General features: G+C 70.9%; 17 protein-coding genes. 6 read left to right on the top strand and 11 right to left on the bottom strand.

Going from position 1 to position 21,963, the window contains the following annotated elements:
- Positions 1-91: 91 nt before the first annotated feature.
- Positions 92-1,885 (bottom strand): proteasome ATPase, encoded by a 1,794-nt coding sequence (gene arc, locus UA74_RS12950; protein WP_075743753.1) that lies wholly within the window; start codon positions 1,883-1,885, stop codon positions 92-94.
- A gap of 229 nt (positions 1,886-2,114) precedes the next feature.
- Here arc and UA74_RS12945 point away from each other — a divergent pair, with 229 nt between their 5' ends.
- The 3 genes from UA74_RS12945 to UA74_RS31760 all read left to right on the top strand — a co-directional run bounded on the left by UA74_RS12945 (position 2,115) and on the right by UA74_RS31760 (position 5,302).
- On the top strand, positions 2,115-2,831 hold the full coding sequence (locus UA74_RS12945) for an Rv0361 family membrane protein (protein ID WP_075740463.1): 717 nt from the start codon (positions 2,115-2,117) through the stop codon (positions 2,829-2,831).
- Between the two features lie 263 nt (positions 2,832-3,094).
- Positions 3,095-3,928 carry a hypothetical protein gene (locus UA74_RS32795; protein WP_075740462.1) on the top strand — a complete coding sequence of 278 codons (834 nt, stop codon included), beginning with the start codon at positions 3,095-3,097 and terminating at the stop codon, positions 3,926-3,928.
- A gap of 504 nt (positions 3,929-4,432) precedes the next feature.
- Positions 4,433-5,302, top strand: coding sequence for a hypothetical protein (locus UA74_RS31760; RefSeq protein WP_157442211.1), 870 nt, complete (start codon positions 4,433-4,435; stop codon positions 5,300-5,302).
- A 138-nt stretch (positions 5,303-5,440) separates the two neighbouring features.
- Here the strand turns inward: UA74_RS31760 and UA74_RS12925 are convergent, their stop codons facing one another.
- Positions 5,441-6,274, bottom strand: coding sequence for a tRNA (adenine-N1)-methyltransferase (locus UA74_RS12925; protein ID WP_075743752.1), 834 nt, complete (start codon positions 6,272-6,274; stop codon positions 5,441-5,443).
- Positions 6,275-6,493: 219 nt separating this feature from the next.
- The gene (locus tag UA74_RS12920; RefSeq protein ID WP_075740459.1) at positions 6,494-7,624 is read right to left on the bottom strand and encodes a site-2 protease family protein; all 1,131 of its coding nucleotides are present in this window, start codon (positions 7,622-7,624) and stop codon (positions 6,494-6,496) included.
- Between the two features lie 408 nt (positions 7,625-8,032).
- On the opposite strand from UA74_RS12920, the gene UA74_RS12915 reads away from it, so the two are divergent.
- Positions 8,033-8,926, top strand: a complete 894-nt coding sequence (locus UA74_RS12915; RefSeq protein WP_075764422.1) for a RecB family exonuclease — start codon at positions 8,033-8,035, stop codon at positions 8,924-8,926.
- 181 nt (positions 8,927-9,107) lie between these two features.
- Positions 9,108-11,093: an ABC1 kinase family protein gene (locus tag UA74_RS12910; RefSeq protein ID WP_075764420.1), complete on the top strand. Its 1,986-nt coding sequence runs from the start codon at positions 9,108-9,110 to the stop codon at positions 11,091-11,093.
- 95 nt (positions 11,094-11,188) lie between these two features.
- On the opposite strand, the gene UA74_RS12905 is transcribed toward UA74_RS12910, so the two are convergent.
- A complete protein-coding gene (locus tag UA74_RS12905; protein WP_075740456.1) occupies positions 11,189-11,500 on the bottom strand; it encodes an antibiotic biosynthesis monooxygenase family protein in 312 nt (103 codons plus the stop codon).
- Positions 11,501-12,029: 529 nt separating this feature from the next.
- Here UA74_RS12905 and add point away from each other — a divergent pair.
- Complete coding sequence (gene add / locus UA74_RS12900; RefSeq protein WP_075740455.1) at positions 12,030-13,064, top strand: adenosine deaminase; 1,035 nt, start codon at positions 12,030-12,032, stop codon at positions 13,062-13,064.
- A 166-nt stretch (positions 13,065-13,230) separates the two neighbouring features.
- Here add and hisG read toward each other — a convergent pair whose 3' ends face one another.
- The 7 genes from hisG to lanKC form a co-directional block, all read right to left on the bottom strand.
- Positions 13,231-14,076, bottom strand: coding sequence for an ATP phosphoribosyltransferase (gene hisG / locus UA74_RS12895; protein WP_075740454.1), 846 nt, complete (start codon positions 14,074-14,076; stop codon positions 13,231-13,233).
- Between the two features lie 17 nt (positions 14,077-14,093).
- The gene (locus UA74_RS12890) at positions 14,094-14,357 is read right to left on the bottom strand and encodes a phosphoribosyl-ATP diphosphatase (RefSeq protein WP_075743751.1); all 264 of its coding nucleotides are present in this window, start codon (positions 14,355-14,357) and stop codon (positions 14,094-14,096) included.
- Between the two features lie 334 nt (positions 14,358-14,691).
- Entirely contained in the window at positions 14,692-15,024 is a 333-nt protein-coding gene (locus UA74_RS12885) for a hypothetical protein (RefSeq protein WP_075740453.1), read from the bottom strand.
- Positions 15,021-17,402 (bottom strand): prolyl oligopeptidase family serine peptidase, encoded by a 2,382-nt coding sequence (locus tag UA74_RS12880; RefSeq protein ID WP_075764418.1) that lies wholly within the window; start codon positions 17,400-17,402, stop codon positions 15,021-15,023. The genes UA74_RS12885 and UA74_RS12880 overlap by 4 nt, the downstream gene beginning before the upstream one ends.
- Positions 17,399-18,931: an MFS transporter gene (locus UA74_RS12875; protein WP_075740451.1), complete on the bottom strand. Its 1,533-nt coding sequence runs from the start codon at positions 18,929-18,931 to the stop codon at positions 17,399-17,401. The genes UA74_RS12880 and UA74_RS12875 overlap by 4 nt, the downstream gene beginning before the upstream one ends.
- Before the next feature lie 92 nt (positions 18,932-19,023).
- Positions 19,024-19,128, bottom strand: a complete 105-nt coding sequence (locus UA74_RS32790; protein ID WP_198043007.1) for a class III lanthipeptide — start codon at positions 19,126-19,128, stop codon at positions 19,024-19,026.
- Positions 19,125-21,782 (bottom strand): class III lanthionine synthetase LanKC, encoded by a 2,658-nt coding sequence (gene lanKC / locus UA74_RS12870; RefSeq protein WP_075740450.1) that lies wholly within the window; start codon positions 21,780-21,782, stop codon positions 19,125-19,127. Before lanKC ends, UA74_RS32790 begins: the two co-directional genes overlap by 4 nt.
- Between the last annotated feature and the right edge of the window lie 181 nt (positions 21,783-21,963).

Here is a 21,963-nt window from a genome sequence, read left to right as displayed (position 1 = left end):
GCGGAGCCGGGCACGACGCGACGGGCCCGTCGCCGATGAATGCATCGGCGACGGGCCCGCTGCTCGTCGATCAGCGTTCTCCGGGGTCGGGTTACAGGTACTGCCCCGTGTTCGTCGCGGTGTCGATGGCTCGGCCGGACTCCTGATTCTTGCCGGTGACCAGAGTGCGGATGTAGACGATCCGCTCCCCCTTCTTGCCCGAGATCCGCGCCCAGTCGTCCGGGTTCGTCGTGTTGGGCAGGTCCTCGTTCTCGGCGAACTCGTCCACGATGGCGTCCAGCAGGTGCTGGACGCGGAGGCCGGGCTGTCCGGTCTCCAGCACGCCCTTGATCGCGGCCTTCTTCGCCCGGTCCACGATGTTCTGGATCATCGCCCCGGAGTTGAAGTCGCGGAAGTACAGCACCTCTTTGTCACCGTTGGCGTAGGTGACCTCCAGGAAGCGGTTCTCATCCGACTCGGCGTACATGCGCTCGACGGTGTTCTGGATCATCGCCTCGACGCAGGCCTGCTTGTCGCCTCGGAACTCCACCAGGTCGTCGGCGTGGATCGGCAACGTGGCGGTCAGATACTTCGAGAAGATGTCCTTCGCGCCCTCGGCGTCCGGCCGCTCGATCTTGATCTTCACGTCGAGCCTGCCTGGCCGCAGGATTGCCGGGTCGATCATGTCCTCCCGGTTGGAGGCGCCGATCACGATGACGTTCTCCAGCCCCTCGACACCGTCGATCTCACTGAGGAGCTGCGGGACGATGGTCGTCTCGACGTCGGAGGAGACGCCGCTGCCCCTGGTGCGGAAGATCGAGTCCATCTCGTCGAAGAAGACGATCACCGGCGTGCCCTCGGAGGCCTTCTCCCTGGCCCGCTGGAAGATGAGCCGAATGTGTCGCTCCGTCTCGCCGACGAACTTGTTCAGCAGCTCGGGGCCCTTGATGTTGAGGAAGTAGGACTTGGCCTGCTCGTCGGGGCCGCCTCGGGCCGAGACGACCTGTTTGGCCAGCGAGTTGGCCACGGCCTTGGCGATCAGCGTCTTGCCGCAGCCGGGCGGGCCGTACAGCAGCACGCCCTTCGGCGGCCGTAGTTCGTACTCCCGGAAGAGGTCGGCATGCAGGAAGGGCAGCTCCACCGCGTCGCGGATCTGCTCGATCTGCCTGCCGAGACCACCGATGTCGGTGTAGCCCACATCGGGGACCTCTTCCAGGACCAGATCCTCGACCTCGGCCTTGGGCACCCGTTCGTAGGCATAGCCTGCCTTGCTGTCCACCAACAGGGAGTCGCCCGACTTCAGCGGCGACTCGGCCAGCGGAGCCGCCAGCCACACCAGACGTTCCTCGTCAGTGTGACCCACGACCAGTGCACGGCTCGGGCTGTCCTGGCCGGGATCGGACAGAACCTCGCGCAGGGTGCAGATCTCGCCGATCCGCTCGTATCCGCCCGCCTCCACCACGGTCAACGCCTCGTTGAGGCGCACCGTCTGGCCTAGGGTGAGGTCGCCGATCTCCACGTTGGGCGAGAGCGGGACTCGCATCCGACGGCTGGCGGTGAACACGTCCACCGTGCCGTCCTCGTGGCCCCGCAGGAAGACCCCGTAGCCGCTCGGCGGCTGCGCGAGGCGGTCGACCTCTTCGCGCAGGGCCATGAGCTGCGTGCGGGCATCTTTGAGGGTGTCCACCAGTTTCGCGTTGCGCTCGGTAAGCTGGTCAATGCGATCAGACGCCTCGGCGAGGCGCTGTTCCACTAGTTGAGACTGTCGAGGAGACTGGGACGACTGGCGGCGCAGCAGTGCCACCTCGTCCTCCAGGAATCGGATCTGCGCAGCAAGCTCGGCGTCGCCGCCGAACCTCTGCTCGTCGCCGCTGTCAGGCCTGCTGCCGGGATGGTCGTGCGGCATCTCGGCACCTCCTCCCGTGCTGGTGGATACCACGGTACCGGCGATCACCGTCCTTGGCGGTGTTGCTCCTGGGTGTGACCCATAAACGCCCGGTCGGCGGGACCGGATACACCGAACAGGCCTATTCGGCACGCCGAAGCAACTACCGTGCGTCCCGAGTGACCATGCAGGTTCGGCCGGTCGCTAAGCTCCGACCGGTCACGATGAGGCAGCAGTATGAGGAGAAGTCATGACCGTCCCGCCCAACCCCCAAGGCCCTTACGGCGGACAGCAGGGCCCGCAAGGCCAGCCGGGCGGTCAGCCGCCGTACGGCCAGCAGCCCGGACCGTACGGCCAGGGCCCGCAGGGCGGCCAGCCCCAGTTCGGCCAGCAGCCCGGCCAGCCCGAACAGTTCGGCCAGCAGCCCGGCGGCGCGCCCTACGGCCAGCAGCCTGACGGCTTCGGCGGCCCCGAGGGCGGCGCGCCCAAGAAGAGCCCGCTGCCCTGGATCCTCGCGGGCGGCGGCGTCGTCGTGATCGCCGTCATCGTCGTGCTGATCTTCACCCTGGGTGGTGGTGGCGCGGGCGGTTCGAGCAGTCCCCAGCAGGCCGCGGACGACTTCACCGCAGCGTTCAACGACGGCGACTACCAGCGTGTCAACGAACTCATGTGCGAAGCCGACCGGGCTGAGGACAGCGAGCTCGCCGAGGCCGAAGAGGCCATGTCCGAGATGACCGACGAGCTGGCGGCTCAGTTCGGCGAGGGCGTCTCCGTCGAGTTCTCGGTCGACAACGTGAGCGAGCCTGCCGACGGCAGTGCCACCGCCGAGCTGAGCTTCCGCTTCAACGGCCTCGACCCGGAGATGGAGGAGATGCTGGCAGGCAGCATGGACGAGATGACCTTCCCTCTCGAACTTGTCGACGAGGACGGCTGGCGAGTCTGCGGCATGAGCGGCATGACCGGTTGAGCGAGATCGTCTGATCAACTCGGCTGACGAATGCGGCCGGGCTCGTACGAGCCCGGCCGCATTCTGCGTCTCCAGCCTGTGCACGTGAGAATTTCTCTCACTGCCCACCATGCTTCTTTGGCAAGAGGCCACCCAGCACCTCATGGGCCGATACGGTCGCCCGGCAGAGGTGTGTGAGTCACGGGACCGACGCCGCAGTCATGCGGGTCGGCGCGCTCTGCCGATAGACGTCGACGAGACCACCGTGAGTCGTAGGAGAGAACATGTCCATGCCGCCTCAACAGCCCGGCCCGTACGGCCAGCAAGGAGGCTGGCAACCCCAGCAGGGCGGCCCGCAGTCCGGCGGCTTCCCCCAGCAACATCCCCAGCAGGGCGGCCCCCAGTCGGGCGGCTTCCCCCAGCAGTACGGACCGGGCGGTCAGCAGGGCTACGGTCAGCCCGGCCAGTACGGCCCCGGTCAGCAGGGTCCCGGTCAGTACGGCCAGCCCGGTCAGTACGGCCAGCCCGGCGGCTTCGGCCCCGAAGGCGGGCCCCCGAAGAAGAGCGCGCTGCCCTGGATTCTGGCGGGCAGTGGCGTCGTCCTGATCGCCGTCGTGGCCGTCCTCATCTTCACTCTGGGCGGCGACGACGGCGACGAGCAGGCCGCCCAGCCCGGCACGGGCGGAACGAGCAGCACCACCGAGGAGAGTCCCGACCCGTCCGACGACGAAGGCACACTGCCGGACGGCGGCGGACTCGCCACCGGGTCACCGCAGGCGACGGCCGACGCCTTCGCCGCCGCGCTGACCGAAGAGGACTACATCGCCGCCAACGCGTTGATCTGCGAGGCGGAGCGGGTGTCAGACGCCGAGGCCTCGGAACTCGACCTCATGGAAGGGGCGCCGCCGGAGATCGCCGATGCCCAGCCGCAGTTCACCGCCACCTCGGTGTCGGAGCCCACGGCCGACGGCGTCGTCACCGGCGTGATCGAGTTCTCCCTCACCGGCCTGCCGCCGGAGATCGAGCAGACCGCCGAGGACCAGGGCATCGCGCTCACCAATGAGCTGCCGATCGAACTGGTCGACGAAGGCGAGTGGAAGGTCTGCAGCTTCGGCTGAGACCGACGCGGTCGCCGTCCCTCGATCACGGCCGGGCTCGTCCTCGAGCCCGGCCGTGATCGCGTTCCACCGACATGGTCGACCGGCCACGGCGGGTCGCGCCGAACAACGGTGTGCGGCCCGTCGACGAGCCGGTCGAGTCGACCCACTCCCGACATTCGAGGTCAGCTCCGGCGAGTCCGTCTTCGGTCCCGCTCCAACGTGCGCGGAGCTCGGCGTCGGTGAGCTGCTGGCGACCGGAGGAAGCCGTCCCGGAGTCGTCATGACCGACGACGACGCAGCTCGCCACTCCTGCCCCGCGCAACGGGACACCAGCGACCAAGGACAGGTTCGAAGAATCGTCGTGCCGATCAGCGGGCGACTTACCGGCAACCAGTCACCATTCCCGCGACCTCGCCCGATAGCGTCGCCCGCACGCCACCGCCCGGATCGGATGCGGATCGGCGCATCGCGGGCACCGGCTCGGTGTCGGCTCGACCTTCCTCAGTCGTAGGAGACATCTTCATGTCCATGCCACCTCAGCCAGGCCCGTACGGGCCGCCCGGCGGCTGGCAGCAGCAGCCCGGACCGCAGTCGGGCGGCTTCCCGCAGCAACCCGGCGGGTATCCCAAGCAACCCGGCGGGTATCCCCAGCAACCCGGCGGGTATCCCCAGCCCGGCGGCCCGCCGTCCGGCGGCTTCCCCCAGCAGCAGCCCGGACCGCAACCGGGTTGGAGCGGGCAACAGCAAGGTTGGGGCGGGCAGCAGCCCGGCTACGGTCCGCAGTACGACCCCGCCGGGTCGGGGGGTCCCGGCGGGCCGAAGAAGAGCCCGCTGCCCTGGATCCTCGGCGGCGGCGGGGTGCTCGTCGTCGTCCTGATCGTCGTCCTCGTGCTCGTCCTCGGCGACGACTCCGACGGCGGCGCCACGACCGACGCGGGCGGCTCCGGCGCCCCTGGCGACAGCCGGTCCGACGGCGGTGGCGGGGACGGCAGTGGCGGCGGTGTCTCGGGAAGCCCGGAGCAGGCGGCCCAGACGCTGGCCGAAGCCGTGACGAATGAGGACTTCCAGACGTTCGTCGACATGACCTGCACGCAGTACCAGGACGAGCTGGGCGTCTCGGGCGTCGAGGACTTCGCCGCCGGTCTGGACCCCGGTGCGATCGATCCGTCGCTGGCCGCCATCGAGGTCGCCTTCACCGTCGACGCGGTCGCGCAGCTCAGCCCGGGGGAGGCGGAGGCGCGGATGCTGATCTCCTACACCAACGTGCCCGCCGAGATGGCGGACTACCTGACCGAGATGGCCATGTACTTCACTCTGGTGCCGGAGGACGGCCAGTGGAAGGTCTGTGACTACCGGGTGGACGAGAACTCCCTGATCATCCCCACCTACTGACCCTCCCGAACCGTCGATCGCGACCCGCGGCGTCGCCGCCGAGCACTCCGCTCGCGGCGACGCCGTTCGTCGTTCACGGTTCCGGTCGCCGAAGACGGTCCCGGCAGGGACTCGTCTCCGATGTGGAGCGAACCGGCGTCAGCCCTTGCTCGGCCGCCGCTGCGGCCTCGGCGCGGTCACCCCGTCGGCGAGCCGCCGCGCGGTGAGCAGGAAGGCGGTGTGGGCGACCATCCGGTGCTCCGGCCGCACCGCGAGACCGACGACGTGCCAGGGCCGGACGAGCGTCTCCCAGGCTTCCGGCTCGGTCCAGCACTGCTGCTCACGCAGCGCCTCGGTGATCCGGGAGAGCTGGGTGACGGTGGCGACGTACACCACGAGGACGCCGCCGGGAATCAGGTTCGCCGCGACGACGTCGAGCATCTCCCACGGCCCGACCATGTCCAGGATCACGCGGTCGACGGGCCCGCCGTCGTAGTCGGCCAGGTCGGCGACGTGCAGCGACCAGTTGTCCGGCTTGTCACCGAAGAAGCGCCGCACGTTGCGGTCGGCATGATCGGCGTGGTCCTGCCGGATCTCGTAGGAGGTCACCGAGCCCTCGGAGCCGACGGCCCGCAGCAGCGAGCACGTCAGTGCGCCGGAGCCTGCGCCTGCCTCCAGCACTCGCGCGCCAGGGAAGACGTCCCCCCACATCAAGATCTGCGCCGCGTCCTTGGGATAGATGACCTGTGCGCCTCGGGGCATCGAGAGCGTGTAGTCGGCCAGCCGAGGGCGCAGCGCGAGATAGGAGGTCCCGCCGCCCGCCGACGTCACGACCGAGCCCTCCGGGGCGCCGATGAGCGCGTCATGAGCCAGTCTCCCTCGATGGGTGTGGTACTCGCCGCCCTCTTCGAGCACCACGGTGTAGTGCCTGCCCTTGGGGTCGGTGAGCTGTACCCGGTCGCCGATCTGGAACGGGCCGCTGACGCTGCTCACTGGTGTCGAACCTCCTGCGATGATCTGGGGGAAGCCGCGTCGATCCCCGCCGTTCCTGCTCGCCGGGAGGAGGATCGGGCGTCGGCTCCGCGAGTGCGCCGCACGGCGTGCGGCGGCGCTGATGGTCGCAGACCGGCGGCCGTCTGCCGCGCGGAACCTCCCGATCGCCCGCTGCACCGCCTCGTCCATGGTCGGACACCGGCCGACGGGAGCCGTCGATCAGCCTGCGTCGAGCGCCGCCCGCAGCTCCTCCCTGCGGAGCACCCCGCACGGTCGCCCGTCGGCGTCGACGACGAGGAACTGCCAGGCCGAGGTGCTCAGCACCCGCTCGGCGATCTCCTCCCCCGACTCCGAGTCCAGGACGACGTTCTCCGCCGTGATCGCCTCGGTCGCGTACTCGGCAGGAGAGGACGGCGAGACGACCGCCAGCTCCTCGGCCGCCCGGCGATCCAGCAGGCCGACGGCGACCCCGTCGGCCCGCACCAGTACGACGCCGCGCCCGGCCGAGGCGGCCAGCGCGTCGGCCACCGGGCTCTCGGAGGGGAGCTGCAACACCGGTCGGGTCAGCTCCGCAAGCCGCAGCTCCGGCGGCCAGACCCGCCTGCCGGTGACCGCGAGTTCGGCGCTGATCCCCATCGCGATGAACCAGATCATGATCACGCAGGCGCCCAGCCGCAGCCAGCGGTCGTCGCTGCCCGCGAGGAGGCCTGCCGCAGCCCACCAGGCGAGCAGCACCGCGACCAGCGTCCCGCCGACCGCCGCCGCCCTGGTACCAGTCACCCGTCGGCCGCTGACCGCCCAGACCGCCGCCCGCAGGACCCGTCCCCCGTCGAGCGGCAGACCGGGCAGCAGGTTGAAGGCCCCGACGACGGCGTTGGCGACGGCGACCTGGACGACGAGCAGCCAGAGCACCCCGCGCGGCTCGATGATCGGCAGAAGACCCGCGAAGAAGGCGGCGAGGGCGAGCGACACCGCCGGGCCTGCCGCCGCGATCAGCCCTTCCTGCCCCGCCCTGGCGGGGGTCCGGACGAGTTCGGCCACACCGCCGAGGAACTGGAGTCGGATGCGGCGGACCGGCAGGCCGAGGCGCAGTGCCACGAAACAGTGTCCCAGTTCGTGAAGCAGCACCGAGACGCCCAGCAGGAGGGCGAACGCCGCCGCGAGGAGTGCCGAGGTGACCAGCCCGGTGTCCGGGAGCAGTCTGCGCACCAACGGCGTGTACAGGGCGACGATCAACAGGGAGATCAGCCACCAGGACGGGGCCAGCAGGACCGGCACGCCGCTCACTCGGAGCAGCAGCAGTCCCGACACCGAACCCGCTGACGGGGCGGGTCTGCTGGCGGCGGGCATCTAGGCAGCCTAGAACCCCGGGGGTGAGGCGGCAGTGCATCGGGTCGCCCAGCGCCGCCGAGGCCCGGTACCCCGGTGGTCGAGCGGGCCCTCGGCCCGGCACCCCGACGAGGCCCGGCACCACGGGAACCCGGCGGAGGTCGAGGACGACGCCGAAGACCAGGGCGGCACGGCCGAACACAGCACAGGCCTGTCTCGACATCCCCGTCTCGGCGTCCCCGCCCCTCGACATCCCCGTCTCGGTGTCCCCGTCTCGGTGTGGCGGCCCGCCGGGCGCTCGGTGCCCGACCGGCCGGGCGCGCGCGCCGGTCGTCCCGGCGCAGTGGACGACGCCGAGGTCGCATCCGGCTCGGTCACGCGCCTCGCGTCGCGGTCGGACCGTCGGCCGGGTGACCTAGGGTGCGCTGCATGACCGACACGGCGGGCACGAGCATCGACGCGGGCCGACGTTCCACGGGCACCGTCAGGAGACCTGCGCTGTCGCCCTCTCGGGCAGGCGACTTCAAGCAGTGTCCCCTGCTGTATCGCTTCCGGGCGGTCGATCGGCTCCCGGAGAAGCCGACGAAGGCACAGGTCCGAGGAACGGTCGTCCACGCCGTCCTGGAACGGCTCTTCGCGCTGCCGATCGACGAGCGGCTGCCAGAACGCGCCGAGGCCCTGCTCGAGCCCTGCTGGCAGGAGCTGTCCGCCGATCAGCCTGCCTGGACCGCGTTGTTCACCGGGCCGGACGATCCCGCGCTCGCGGAGTGGCTCGGTTCGGCGCGACGGCTGCTGGCGGGCTACTTCGAACTCGAGGACCCGCGACGGCTGGAGCCGGAGGCCTGTGAGCTGCTGGTGGAGACCGAACTCGACTCCGGCGTGCTGCTGCGCGGCTACATCGACCGCATCGACGTCGCCCCGACCGGCGAGATCCGGGTGGTGGACTACAAGACCGGCGCGGCGCCGCGTGCGATCGGCGAGGGCAAGGCCCTCTTCCAGATGAAGTTCTACGCCCTGGCCCTGTGGCGGCTGCGCGGCGTGGTGCCCCGCCAGCTCCGGCTGATGTACCTGGCCGATCGGCAGTCCCTGTCCTACACGCCCGACGAGGCCGAGCTGCGCCGCTTCGAGCGCACCCTCGACGCGATCTGGCAGGCCATTCTGCGCGCCGGTCGTACCGGCGACTTCCGCCCCAACCGCAGCAGGCTGTGCGACTGGTGCGATCATCAGGCGTTCTGTCCTGAGTTCGGCGGGACTCCCCCGACCTATCCCGGCTGGCCGGAGCCGATCGCACCCGACGAGACCCCGTTGGACCGCGCCGACTGACCTCCGGCTGCGGGCGGGCTCGGCGAGCGGCCGCGCATGCCTGCCGGGTTCGGCGGCTGGCAGACCGCGTCGAGGTGCCGGGCAGCTCCGGCCCGTGGCGCGGCTCGACCGGAGGGTCGTTGCCTCGACGGACAGAGCGGATCGATCTCACGGGTCTCACGTGTCGTCGAGAGGGGTACTCATGCTCGCCATCGTGGCGGCGGTGACGTTCATCGGACTGGTCTTCTTGTTCGGCACGATGGCGCGTCGCCTCCTCGGTATTCGCTTCAGTCGGTTCCGCGCGGTGGCGGCCGGGCTGCTCGCGCTGACCATCGGCGGCCCGCTGGTGAGTCTGATCGTGGGCTCCTCGCTCGAGCAGGGTGAGGGCGTGGCGTTGCTCCTGCTCGTCCTCGCGACCGCCTGTGCCGTGCTGGCCGCAATGATCTTCCTCGTGCTGGCCGAGGCGTTCGTGCCGAGCGGTTCGGTGCCCCGAGTGATGGAGTGGCTGCCCGCGCTGCGGCGGCGTATCGCCAGAACCAGCCGTTACACCCGCCTGAGCACGATCGCCGTCCGACATGGACTGGGCCCGTATCTGCGCGGTCGCGGTGAGGCCGCACCGTCCTCGGTGGGCGGCAGGCAGCGGCTGGCCCGCTCGCTGCGCGCCGCCCTCGACGAGGGCGGGGTCACCTTCATCAAGCTAGGCCAGGTGCTGTCGACTCGGCAGGATCTCCTCCCGCCGGAGTTCGTCGAGGAGCTGGCAGGCCTGCAGGACCGGGCGAGCGCGGCGCCGTGGGAGCAGGTCGAGGAGGTTCTGGTCGCCGAGCTGGGCAGACCGGTCCAGGAGGTCTTCGCCGAGTTCGACCAGGAGCCGCTCGCGGCGGCGTCGATCGCGCAGGTGTACGTGGCTCGGCTGCGCACCGGCGAGGAAGTGATCGTCAAGGTCCAGCGACCGGGCATCAGGACCACGGTGGAGCGGGATCTCGACATCGTCACCCGACTGGGCCGTTCGCTCCAGAACGGCACTCGCTGGGGTCGGTCGCTGGGGGTCGCGGAGCTGACCGAGGGTTTCGCCGAGGCGCTGCGCGAGGAGCTGGACTTCCGCATCGAGGCGGGCAACATGGCGGCGGTGGGCGCGGCCGCTCGGCTCCGAGCCGACACGAGCGTGCTGTACCCGGTCCCGCACGAGGAGCTGTCCGGCGAGCGGGTACTGGTGATGGACCGGCTGCCCGGCCGGTCGCTGCGGCGATCGGGCTCGATGGTCGACGAGGCGGGGTGGGACCGTGCCGAACTGGCTCGCTCGCTGCTGCACTGCGTGCTGCGGCAGATCATGTTCGACGGGGTGTTCCACGCCGACCCGCATCCGGGCAACGTCATGGTGACCGAGACAGGCCGAATCGGGCTGCTGGACTTCGGCTCGGTGGGCAGGCTCGACGGCCTCACCAAGGACTCGCTGGCCCAGCTGCTGCTCGGGTTGAACGCGGGCAACGCCTCGATGGTGGCCGACGCGCTGCTGGCGGTGGTGGAACGTCCCGACGACGTGGACGAACAGCGGCTGGAGCGAGCACTCGGCCAGTTCATGGCCCGCCATCTCAGCGCGGGCATGACGCCGTCCGCCCAGATGTTCGTCGACCTCTTCGGCATCGTGTCGCGCCACGGCCTCGCGGTGCCGCCGCAGCTCGCCGCCGTGGCGCGGGCGCTGGGCACCCTCGAAGGCACCCTGCAGGTCCTGCTGCCCCGGTTCGACCTGGTCGCCGAGGCACGGACCTTCGGGGAGCAGGCGCTGGCCTCCCAGGGCACCGCAGGCTCGGTTCGGGAGACGGTCAAGGGCGAGCTGCTCGCCATGCTGCCCATGCTGCGCAGACTGCCCCGGCGCCTGGACCGGATCTCCGATTCGCTGGAGCAGGGCAGGCTGAGCATCAACGTGCGGCTGTTCGCCGACGAGCGGGATCGCCGCTTCGCCACCGGTCTGGTGCACCAGGTCCTCTTGACCCTGCTCGGCATCACCAGCGGCCTGATCGCGGTGATGCTGCTCGGACTGCAGGGCGGGCCGCAGGTGTTGGGGAGCGAACTGTCGCTGTATGCCGTGTTCGGCTACTGCCTGCTCGTCATCGCGTCGGTGCTCGTGCTCCGGGTGCTGGTGTCGATCTTCCGTACCGATCGAGGTCGGGACCCGGCGAGCCGACTCTGACCTCGGCCTGCATCCGTCCGGCGGACGACCTGCCGCGATCACGCCGCCGAGCCGAGGCGCCCACCGCGAGGACGCCTCGGATGTCAGCTCGGGTGTCAGTGGACAGCCGCCACGTCGGGCAGCACCGACGCGTAGTGCTCGACGGTGGGGAACGGGTCGTAGAAGTGGTGCAGCAGCTCGCGCCACCTCGGGTAGTCCGGCCCCTGCCGGAAGCCGACCGTGTGATCCTCCAAGGTGGCCCACCGGACGAGCAGCAGGTAGCGCCCCGGCTGCTCCAGACATCGGCTCAGATCGAGGCCGAGGAAGCCCGGCGACGCGGAGATGAGCGGTCGCGCCTGGGCGAAGGCGAGTTCGAACTCGGCCTCGCGGTCGGGGATCACGTCGAGGGTGGCGGCTTCGAGGATCATCACGTTGTCCTTGCTCGGTCGACATGGCGGGGAGACCGAGTCTCGCGCGAGGGGGCGACGGCGCCGCATCCCGCACGACGACCGCGACGACGAGCGACGCCGCACGGATCGGCATGCTCGATCTCCGCCGCCGCGAGCGGCCCTCGAAGCGGACTGCGCGGCTGCTCCGATACCGGCGCGTGCTCGTCGCCGGCCGGACTCCGTGCCGCCGCCAGACGTCGGCAGGCAGGTCGGCGCCCGTCGGCCACACCGTCCCGCCGAAGCCTGCCGCCCGCCGAGATCGCCTCGGGGGCAGGCAGACTCCCCGGACGCCGCTCGCGCGATCTCCGAAGACGAGTGACACGAGACAGACCGGCCGGCTACAGTGCGGGGCATGCGTCCGTTCCCCGAGCCGCCTCCTCTGCCCCTGTACGGGGAGGATCACGAACGCGGAGACCTCGCACCCTGAACCGGCGACGAGCAGGCCGTTCGTCGCGCCGCTCGTCTCGCAGACACTCACTCCACCCCCACCCGGTCAGGGAGCTTCGTCATGCCCGAGTCCACCCGCTCCGTCCACACCTTGATCGACGCGCTGCCCAAGGTCGAACTCCACGTCCACCTCGAGGGCTCGATCGCCCCGACCACCCTGCTGACGCTGGCGCGCAAACACGACCTGCCCGCCGTGCCCGCCACCCTGGACGCGTTGCGCGAGTGGTACGCGTTCCGCGACTTCCCGCACTTCATCGACGTGTACCTGACGTCGGTGCAGGCGCTGCGGGACGAGGAGGACTTCGCGCTGCTCACGTTGGAGACCGCGCGCAACCTCGCCCGCCAGAACGTCCGGCACGCCGAGGTCCATCTCAGCCTGCTCAACCATCTGGAGCGCGACGTGCCCGCCGAGGTCGTCTTCGCGGGGATCGAGGCGGGGCGCAGACAGGCCGAGCAGGAGCACGGGATCACGCTGACCTGGATTCCCGACTTCCCGGGTCACTACGGCGTCGAGGCGGGCGAGCAGACGCTCAAGGAGGTCCTCGACGTCGGTCCGGACTCCGTGATCGGTTTCGGCGTCGGCGGCATCGAGGTCGAGCGAGACCCGTTCGTCGACATCTTCGCCAAGGCGAGGGCAGCCGGGCTGCACAGCCTCCCGCACGCGGGCGAGACGCACGGCCCGGACCGCGTCTGGTCGGCCATCCGCACCCTGCACGCCGAGCGCATCGGACACGGCATCGGGAGTATGCAGGACCCGGAACTGGTCGCCTACCTGCGCGACACGCAGCTCCCGGTCGACGTCTCGCCGACCTCGAACGTCGCGACCCGCATGGTCGCGACCGCAGCGGAGCACCCGCTGCCGCAGATGCTCGCCGAGGGCGTCTTCGTCACGCTCAACTCCGACGACCCGCCGATGTTCGGCACCGACCTGACCAACGAGTACCGCACCGCGCACGAGATCGGTCTGGCCCCGGAACAGCTCGCGCTGCTGGCCCGCAACGGCGTCACCGCGTCCTTCCTGCCTGCGGAGCGCAAGGCCGCCCTGCACGCGGAGATCGGCGCGGTGGTCGCCCGCTGGCAGGCAGGCGAGATCTGATCTGAACGACGCAGGCCGTGACCAGGTCCGAGTACGACCTGGTCACGGCCGGTCCGCCCGGCATGACTTCGCTCGACGGTGCGGCGTCAGCCTTCCGCAAGCGGTGCGTGCCCACCGGAGGTGAGCGGAGCACCGCCCGCGCCCGGTCGGAGCGCGGGGCGCGTCGTCACAGCCGACAGAAGCGGATGTCCGAGGCGAGGATCGCCTTGGCACCGAGGACGGCGAGCTGATCCATCACCTCGTTGGCCTGCTTCCTGGGCACCATCACGCGTACCGCGTTCCAGTCCTGTTCGGCCAGCGTGGAGACCGTCGGCGACTCCAGGCCGGGAGCGACGTGGATCGCCTCCGGCAGCAGCGCCGCCGGGCAGTTGTAGTCGAGCATCAGATACTGCTGCGCGATCACCACACCCTGCAGCCGGGCGGCGAGCTGCGCCCTGGCCGGGTTGTCCTCGGCGTCCACGCCTTCCAGCAGTACCGCCTCGGAGACGCAGATCGGGGCGCCGAAGGCCACCAGGCCGTGCTGGCGCAGGGTGACACCCGACTCCACGACGTCGGCGACCGCGTCGGCGACGTCGAGCTGCACCGAGATCTCCACCGCGCCTTCCAGGCGGATGACCTCGGCCTCCACGCCGTGCCGAAGGAGGTCGCTGCGGACCAGCCGAGGATAGGAGGTGGCGATCCGCCTTCCCGCGAGGTCGGCGACCGTCCACTCTCGGCCTGCGGGCGCGGCGTACCGGAAGGTGGAGCCGCCGAAACCAAGGCCCAGCCGTTCCCTGACCGGCGCCTCGGAGTCCAGGGCCAGGTCACGACCGGTGATTCCCATGTCCAGTCGGCCGGAGCCGACGTAGACGGCGATGTCCTTGGGTCGAAGGAAGAAGAACTCGACCTCGTTGACCGTGTCGAGCACGGTGAGGTCCTTGGGGCCGGGCCTGCGGCGGTAGCCCGCCTCGGCCAGCATCTCCGACGCCTTCTCGGCGAGGGAGCCCTTGTTGGGGATGGCGACACGCAACATGTGGTGACTCCTCCGGCTCACAGGTGGCGGTATACGTCGGCGGTGTCGATCCCACGACCGATCATCAACACCTGAAGGCGGTAGAGAAGCTGGGAGATCTCCTCGGCGAGTCGCTCGTCGGACTCATGCTCGGCCGCGATCCAGACCTCGCCCGCCTCTTCCAGCACCTTCTTGCCCTGCGCATGGACCCCGGCATCCAGGGCGGCGACGGTGCCGGAACCCGCAGGACGGGTGGCGGCGCGATCACGTAGTTCCGCGAACAGCTCGTCGAACGTCTTCACGAGGCCCGATCCTCGCATCCCGGCCCGGAAGCCGCCCCGCTCACCCCGGTGTCCGAGCCCTGCGGGCCGCGACTCGCCGTGCTGGGCAGGCTGCGGGCGCGGCCCGGCGACGAATCGAGGGCACCCGCCCCGAACCAGGCCCTGGAGCAGCACACTGATCGTCCGGCCCGAGACCAGGCGGCACGGGGCCGCCTCGACCACGAACGAAACGCGGCTCGGACACACCGTCGGTGTCCGAGCCGCGCCTACGGAGATCTTGCGCTCTGGTACCGGCCCGGCACGCCCGCCCCCGTCGGGTGACGCCTTTCGTCGGGCAGGCTCCGATCGAGACGGATCAGAAGCAGTACACCGTCACCTGCGCGTTGAACCCGTTGAGGAACGGGGTGACCTGAGTGCTGGTGACACTGCACTGCCAGCGCTCGAAGCCGCCGTGAATCCAGGCCCACTGGTAGGCCTGATTCTCGGCCTGGAACACGGCGAGGAACTCGATCGCGCCGGAGCCGTAGCCGGTGAACCACCCGGCGGCAGCGGTCGTCTCGGCAGCGGACACCGACGAGGCGCCGGGCGCCGCCGTGATGGCGGGAGCGGCCGAGGCGATCGCTGTGCCGCCGAGTGCCATGGCCCCCGCCAACGCGGTCGAGACGAGTGCGCGTCGCACACTGTTCATGGTGTTTCCCTCCTAGTGTTCCGGTGTGACGACCTCGACGGAAGCCCCGTCGAGGAGTCCTGATGCGCCCCGGCTCGTCGGGGCGGGCGGCCGGACGGCGATGCGGCGAGACCCGTCTCCCCCGAGGAGCCCGCCCCCCGAACCGGCCCGGCCGCCTCGGCGAAGCCCGCCGCCCCGAGGAGACCCGTCTCCCTGGCGAGGAAGGCGAGGGTCTCGGCGGCGACGGCGGCCGCACGGTGCCGCGAGTGCTCGACATGTCCGGCATCGGGCAGGGCGCGCAAGAGGACCGGCCTGCCTGCGGGGTCCGCGTGCTGCATCGCCGCACACGTCTTGCGGGCGTGCATCGGATGCACTCTGGTGTCCCCGTCGGCGACGACGAAGAGCGTCGCGGGATACCCGATGCCCGGGCGAACCCGGTGGTACGGCGAGTAGGCCAGCAGCGCCAGGAACTGGGACTCGTCACGGACGCTGCCGTACTCGCCGCGCCAGAGCGGGCCGAGGCCGAACTGCTCGGAACGGATCATGTCCAGCACCGCTCCCCGCGCGACCCCTGCGGCGAACAGGTCGGGGCGCTGGGTGATCGCCGTGCCGACGAGGAGACCGCCGTTGCTCGACCCCAGCAGGCCGAGCCGGTCCGGCGAGGTGTGTCCGTCCGCGATCAGCCACTCGGCGGCGGCGTGGAGGTCGTCGAAGGTGTTCTGCTTCCGCTCCGACCTCCCCGCCCGATGCCAGGCCGCACCCTCGTCACCGCCGCCGCGCACGCAGGCGATCGCCACGAGGCCGCCTTCGGCCACCCAGGCGAGCAGCTCCGGGTCGTAGGCGGGCACAGTGGGGATGCCGAAGCCGCCGTAGGCGGTGAGCAGGGTGGGCAGAGGGCTACGAGGCCGCACCGCGAGGTCGGCGGTCCTGCCGAGCAGGAACAGGCGGACCGGGGTGCCGTCGGCCGAGCGATACCGGACCTGTCGGACGGCCGTCGCGGGACTCGGTCGGCTCGCCTGCCGGGTGATCGCCAGACAGAAGCCGGTGACGAGGTCGCAGCGCAGCCGGGTCGGCGGCGTGACGAAGTCCGTGTAGACGAACCGGACCTCCCGATGCCCGGTCTCGACGATCTGCCCGACCCGACCTGGCCCCGGCAGCGTGATCGTCCTGAGCCGCCGCCCGGTCGCCCGGTCATGCAGGGCTGCCTCGTGGGCGCCGCCCAGCAGCCGGAGGACGAGCAGCACGGGTGTGCCCTCGAGGAGGGTCACCGAGGCCAGCGTCGCGTCGGGCAGCGCGGGCACCACCTCCCGCCAGTGCTCGGGATGCGGGTCCGCAGGCTCGACACGACACAACCGCCGGTTCGGCGCGCGGTGTGTGGTCAGCAGATACAGCAGGCCGTCCGGTCCGATCTCGGCGTGGGTGCGCGCGTCGATCCCCTCGGTGACGCAGCGGATCAGGGGGCGGACGGGGTCGGCGAACGCGGTGGGATCGGCGAGGTCGGCCAGCCAGACTCGGTTGCCGCCGCCTGCGGCAGACCCGCAGTGCAGCAGGAGCCACCGGCCCCGGTCGATCCGCAGTGAGATCGCGGCGGCTCCCTCGGTCGCCACGGTGATCGCGGCCAGGAGACCTGCGGGCACCACGTCCGGTTCGGCCGTGATCGGCGTCTCGACACCCGGCCGGGTCGCGCCGGAGTTCTCGGGGACGCGGACCGCGTCCAAGCCGCCTGCCTGCGACGTCGGTTCGCGGGCGGCGAGTCCCGCGCCGCGCGCGGGCCTCGCCGCGCGTCGGCTGTCGAGTCGGTGCAGTGCGACGACGGGGCGGGTACCCGCCGACGCGACGGACGCAGGCTCCTGCGACACGTAGAAGAAGGCGGAGCAGTCGGGCAGCCAGGCGATGGAGGAGTACCGCGTCGGTCCGACCGGGCCGTCGAGGATCGTGCCGGTGTCGGCGTCGATCACCAGGATCGCCCCGTACTCGACGCCTCGCCGGGAGAGCTGACACGCCACCACGCGGCCGTCGGGGGACGGCGCGAAGCGGTCCAGCACCGGGTGGCCGACGGGATCGATCTCCCTCGGGTCGCAGACGGTCACGACCGACCCGTCGGCACGGCGCATTCTCAGCCCGCCGTCCGCGCCGTCGCCCGACGGGGGCAGGAACTCGCGGTCGCCGAACCGCATCGACGTGGGCTCCGGTCGCACGTCCGACTCCTCGAGCCGATCGGCGAACCGCCTGCGCACCCGGCAGTCACGGAAGTAGGCGTCGACGAGCCGCCCCTGCGCGGCAGTCCACTCCACGGTGTCCCCGGTCTCGTGCTCCAGGCTCCGATACGGATCGGGCACGACGCGCCCGTGCAGCACGTCGACCTCCGTGCCTCGGGGGGCGGGCGGGTAGGCGTTCATCGGGCGACCTCGGGGCGGTTGTCCGCCGCCGTGGTGGTCGGGCTCTCGGCGACGGCCCGTCGATCGGGATCGCCGTCCCAGGCTGTCGACCGAGTCGTCTCGGCAGCCGGCGAGGCGGAGGCGGAGCGGGGAACGACTGCATCGGGTCCGGTGCCGGTCCGGCGGGCAGCCGTGGTCCGAGGTGCCGCCGCCTGCGGCTGAACAGTCCGGTCCGGCTCGGTGCGGGGCGTCGCAGTCTGAGACGTCTCAGACTGGGAGGTCTCCGACTGGGAGGTGTCCGACTGGGAGGTCTCAGGCCGGGGCGTCGCAGTCCGGGGCGCCGCCGTCTGGGGCCCGGCGCCGTGCCGAGCGGCGGGCAGCAGGATCAGGGCGAGCAGACCGATGACGACGGCAGCCCACAACGTCGGACGGATTCCGATGATCTCGGAGAGGAGACCTGCGGCCACCGAGCCGAGGATGAAGGCGAGGGTGCCGACGAGTTGAAAGCTCGCCGAGAACCGGCCCAGCACCTCCTCCCCCAGCTCCCGACCCGCGAAGCCGACCATGCCCACGTTGGCCACGGCCCCGCAGAAGATCGGCAGGCCCAGCCCGAAGGCCGCCACCGCCATCGCCAGCGGCAGCGGTCCCGAGGCGAGCGGCAGCAGGGCGGTGGTGGCGGCGACTCCCGCGAAGCCGACGGTGGCCAGCCGCTGCGGGACGACCCGGTCGGCGAGCCGGGCCGCGACGAGGCTGCCCGCCAGTCCGCACAGGCCGCTGACCACGAACAGGGCGCCGTACCAGAGAGCGGGAACCTCCAGGACCGTGAGCACGAAGAGCGCCGTCAGCGCTGCGACCATTCCCCGCATCACCTGGCTGACCGCGAGGAACGGTGCGAGCCTGCGCAGGTACGGGCTGTCGCCGATCGCTCGGAAGCCTGCCAGCAGGTCGGCCGGGCGCACTCGCCTGCCCGTGGGGGACGTCGGCCGTTCCGGGGCGGCGATCCGCACCAGGCACAGTGCACTGATCAGGCGGGTGCCGATGTTGACGAGCAGGGCGCCGACCGGACCGGTGATCGCGATGAGCGGACCGGCGAGTCCTCGGCCGGTCAGGTCGCCGACGAACTCCCCGCTCTGCAGGTGTGCGCGTGCCCTGGTCTGGCCGTCGCGGTCCACGATGCTGCCGAGGTGGGCGAAGTAGACGGCCTCGGTGAGGGCGCCCAGGCAGCCGAGGACGAAGGCGAACGCGGCGAGCAGCCCGACGTCGACCCAGTTCCCGGCGACGCCGAGCGCGACGACGCCGACGGCGGCTGCGGCGACGAGTTCCGCGCCGATCAGCCACGGTCGCTTCCGGGGCAGCCGATCGGCGAGCGTGGCCAGTGGCAGGCCGAACAACAGGACGCTGAGACTGCTCGCGGCGGTGAGCAGCCCCATCTGGACGCCGGTCGCCCCGACCGTCTGCACGGCGATCAGGGGAATGGCCACAGCAGTGAAGGCGGAGCCGACGCTCGTGCTGCTCTGACCGATCCAGTACAGCCGCAGGTCGCGTCGCATCTCGGTCCTCTCTGCCGCTGTGTCGCGGCGGACCCCGCGGGGCTCGGTGGTGGGGCCGAGTCCCGCGGGGTCGGTGGTTCACCGCAGGAACATCACTGGATGTTGTCGTTGCTGCAGACCACGCTGACGGAGCTGCAGGGAACCAACTCGCTGTCGCTGTCGTCGACGAGCTGCTGAAGCGCGAGGATCTCGGTCATGTCATGTCACCTCCTCTCCGTTCGTCGAGGGTGAAGAACTGGTCGGCGGGGCCGTGCACGACGCGGTGCAGGGCCAGCAGCACACCTGCCGAGCCGCTGTGCAGGTCGGCCGTGAATCGGGTGACGGAGCCGCCGAGGACCCGGAGTCCGTCGCGGTGCCGCACGACGTACTTGACGAGGCCGGTGGCCAGTCGGAGCGCGGTGTCCCGTGCTGCCTCGCGCCCCGCGCCTGCTCGGTCGGCGTGCTCGGACCAGGCGTAGGCGCCGCCCGCCAGGCCCTGGTAGAGGCCGGGGTCGATCGCACAGCTCACCGCGCAGTCGGCGGCGATGCCGGGCAGCATGGTCCGGCAGCGTTCGTCGTCGGCGGCATATCGGCCCAGCACGAGGGCGACGCCTGCCGAACCGGCCCCGAGGTAGGGCAGCTGTCTGCGCATCTCGGCACGCTCCTCGAAGGACAGATCACCGTTCGGGGTCTGCACGACCCCGTCGAGCTCGGCGTGGATCAGGTCGAGGCCCGCGCGCCGGAACCGGTCCTCACCGGTCTCCACGGCCAGTTGATGCAAGAACAGGGCCACCCCGCTGCGGCCGCGCAGCAGTCCGGGCAGGATTCGTCCCAACAGCCCGACCGGGTCGTCGAGTTCGCAGAGCCACTCGCCCAGGTCCGCGGCGGCCAGCAGCTGCTTCTCGTCGCCGGTCCGACGATGCAGGGCGAGCTGGGCGAGGCCGACGCCTGCGGCACCGCCCTCCAGGTTGATCGACTCGCGGGTCAGTACATGCCGTTGCGCGTGGTCGATCAGTTCGCGTGCCTCGTCCAGTTCGCCGAGTTCGGCGAGCACCCAGGACAGGCCTGCCGTCCCGACGTGCAGGCCGGGGGCGAGCTCGTCCCGCACCGCGAGGGCGTCCCGACGGAACCGGACGCGGATCTCCTCGGGCACGGTCGTGCCCGCGTGGTGCAGCGCGTGCAGGACCCCCGCCGTGCCGTAGGCGACGCACACCGTGTTGGTGCGGTATCCGCCGGGAGACGGCGGGAAGAGCCAGTCGTCTCGTTCGGGGCGCGCCATCGCGAGTATTCCGGCGGCGAGGTCCTCGGAGAGTGCCAGCAGCGACTCGATCGGCCGCTCGTCGAGGTCCGCCGGTCCTGGCAGGGGGCGGTGCGCACGAGCGGCGGCCACCAGCGCGGGAATCCCCTCCCCTGCCGCGCCGGAAGCGGTCGCCGCCGCGGCGGAGACGGTGCGGGTGGTGGTGTCGTAGTACCGCAGCGCGGCACCCCACAGCTCGTCGGCGGGGGACGCCGCGACGTCGTCGAGGCCGAGATCGCGGGTGAGCAGTTCGACGCGGCCCGCGCCGTCGATCTCCATGAGCCGTTGGAGCGGGAACAACAGGAGCAGGGCCAGGGCGGCGAACCCGTAGGAGTCCGAGTCCACCCCCTCGGCGACCAGGGTCCTCGGCGGTGAGAAGCCCTCGGTGCCGAGCTGAATCTCCGGGTCGGTGAGCAGCGCCGTGGCCTCGAAGTCCACCAGCCGCACGGCGTCATCCGAGTCGATCAGCACGTTGCCGGGGCTGAGGTCGCCGAACCGCCTGCCCACGGCGCGCAGCCGGTCCATGATGCTGCGCAGCTCGGTGAGGACGCCGTGAGCCCGCCTGACATAGGCGAGCCGATCCTCTGGCGTGGTCGCGGGCCTGATCAGCCGGTTGTAGGTGCCGCTCCAGGTCACCATCGGGGTGCCGGGCACGTGCTCGGTGACCATGAACTCGTGCTCCCACGCACGGAAGTAGTCGATCGGCTCCGGGGCGAGGCCCGGATCGGCAGCGTGCAGCTCGACGAGAGTGCGGTGTTCCCGGCGAAGGCGGGTCTGTGCTTCGATCCCGTCCCAGGTCAGCCCGTTGTGTGCGCGGGCCTCCTTGACGAACACCGTGCGGCCGCTCCGCTCGTCCACCGCCTGGTAGCTGCCGCCCGCGTTGCTGTGCCGGATCGCCTTCTCGACGCGGTACCGACCGGCGAGGACCACGGAGCCCTGATGATCGGGTCCGGACTCCGTCACGAAGGGGTCGGTCACTCCCGGGGGCAGGGTGAAGTAGGGCTGCCGCTCGTCGGCGATCGCCTGTCCCGTGCCGTCGAGAAGCAGCGACTGACGGGTGCCGTCGGAGAGCAGCCTGGCGCGCGGCGAGAATCCGCCGTATCGGTAATGAACCGAGGTCGAGTCGCGATAGCGCCGGTCGGTGAGGATGTGCGGCGCCTCGGCTTCTCGCCGTCGTTCGACGAGTCGATCCATCAGGTGCCGTGCGGTCTCGACGTCGGGGGGATAGAGCGCGCAGAACTTCCCCGCCTGTGGACGAGGTCCGTGCTTGTGATGTAACGCGAGGAAGAACTGTTCCGCGGCGAGGTGCTTGAATCGAACGCGTTCTTCGAAACAGATCTCGGCGACCACGTCCAGCGTGGTCTGGGCGTCCGGCAGCGCACTGGAGACGTGGATCTTCCAGCCCTGTTCCACCGAGCGCACGTCGGGCGCCGACCAGGCGAGCCAGCAGTCCAGCGGCGTCGCCGTCCAGTCCGGCGGCACCGTGGCGGGCCGGTATCGGGTTCCGGGGTCGGCGAGCTGGTCCAGCGGGAGGTAATACTCGCTGCTGGCGAACATCAGCCAGAACTCGCGCATCGTGGCTCCCCCCGGATCGGCGTTCCTCGGATCTCGGCCTCTTCTCGACCGGACGATGCTGATCCTGCGGGAGTCGGGAAGGCCTTCCCAGCCCCCTTTTCGGAGGTGTTGACGCGATGCGGGCGGGACCGCTAGGCGAATTATCGCGAATCAGCCCGATCACTCGTGGAATTCGTGCAGG

This window comes from Actinoalloteichus fjordicus, assembly GCF_001941625.1.
Taxonomy (GTDB): domain Bacteria; phylum Actinomycetota; class Actinomycetes; order Mycobacteriales; family Pseudonocardiaceae; genus Actinoalloteichus_A; species Actinoalloteichus_A fjordicus.
The sequence above is the reverse complement of the archived record's forward strand: the minus strand, read 5'-3'. Positions and strand labels throughout refer to the sequence as shown.

Coding starts and splice junctions, on each gene's coding strand:
- UA74_RS12885 (WP_075740453.1), bottom strand. CDS start 15,024: ATGAACAGTGTGCGACGCGCACTCGTCTCGACCGCGTTGGCGGGGGCC.
- UA74_RS32790 (WP_198043007.1), bottom strand. CDS start 19,128: ATGACCGAGATCCTCGCGCTTCAGCAGCTCGTCGACGACAGCGACAGC.
- add (WP_075740455.1), top strand. CDS start 12,030: ATGCCCGAGTCCACCCGCTCCGTCCACACCTTGATCGACGCGCTGCCC.
- UA74_RS12875 (WP_075740451.1), bottom strand. CDS start 18,931: ATGCGACGCGACCTGCGGCTGTACTGGATCGGTCAGAGCAGCACGAGC.
- UA74_RS12915 (WP_075764422.1), top strand. CDS start 8,033: ATGACCGACACGGCGGGCACGAGCATCGACGCGGGCCGACGTTCCACG.
- lanKC (WP_075740450.1), bottom strand. CDS start 21,782: ATGCGCGAGTTCTGGCTGATGTTCGCCAGCAGCGAGTATTACCTCCCG.
- arc (WP_075743753.1), bottom strand. CDS start 1,885: ATGCCGCACGACCATCCCGGCAGCAGGCCTGACAGCGGCGACGAGCAG.
- UA74_RS31760 (WP_157442211.1), top strand. CDS start 4,433: ATGTCCATGCCACCTCAGCCAGGCCCGTACGGGCCGCCCGGCGGCTGG.
- hisG (WP_075740454.1), bottom strand. CDS start 14,076: ATGTTGCGTGTCGCCATCCCCAACAAGGGCTCCCTCGCCGAGAAGGCG.
- UA74_RS12905 (WP_075740456.1), bottom strand. CDS start 11,500: ATGATCCTCGAAGCCGCCACCCTCGACGTGATCCCCGACCGCGAGGCC.
- UA74_RS12920 (WP_075740459.1), bottom strand. CDS start 7,624: ATGCCCGCCGCCAGCAGACCCGCCCCGTCAGCGGGTTCGGTGTCGGGA.
- UA74_RS12945 (WP_075740463.1), top strand. CDS start 2,115: ATGACCGTCCCGCCCAACCCCCAAGGCCCTTACGGCGGACAGCAGGGC.
- UA74_RS12910 (WP_075764420.1), top strand. CDS start 9,108: ATGCTCGCCATCGTGGCGGCGGTGACGTTCATCGGACTGGTCTTCTTG.
- UA74_RS32795 (WP_075740462.1), top strand. CDS start 3,095: ATGTCCATGCCGCCTCAACAGCCCGGCCCGTACGGCCAGCAAGGAGGC.
- UA74_RS12880 (WP_075764418.1), bottom strand. CDS start 17,402: ATGAACGCCTACCCGCCCGCCCCCCGAGGCACGGAGGTCGACGTGCTG.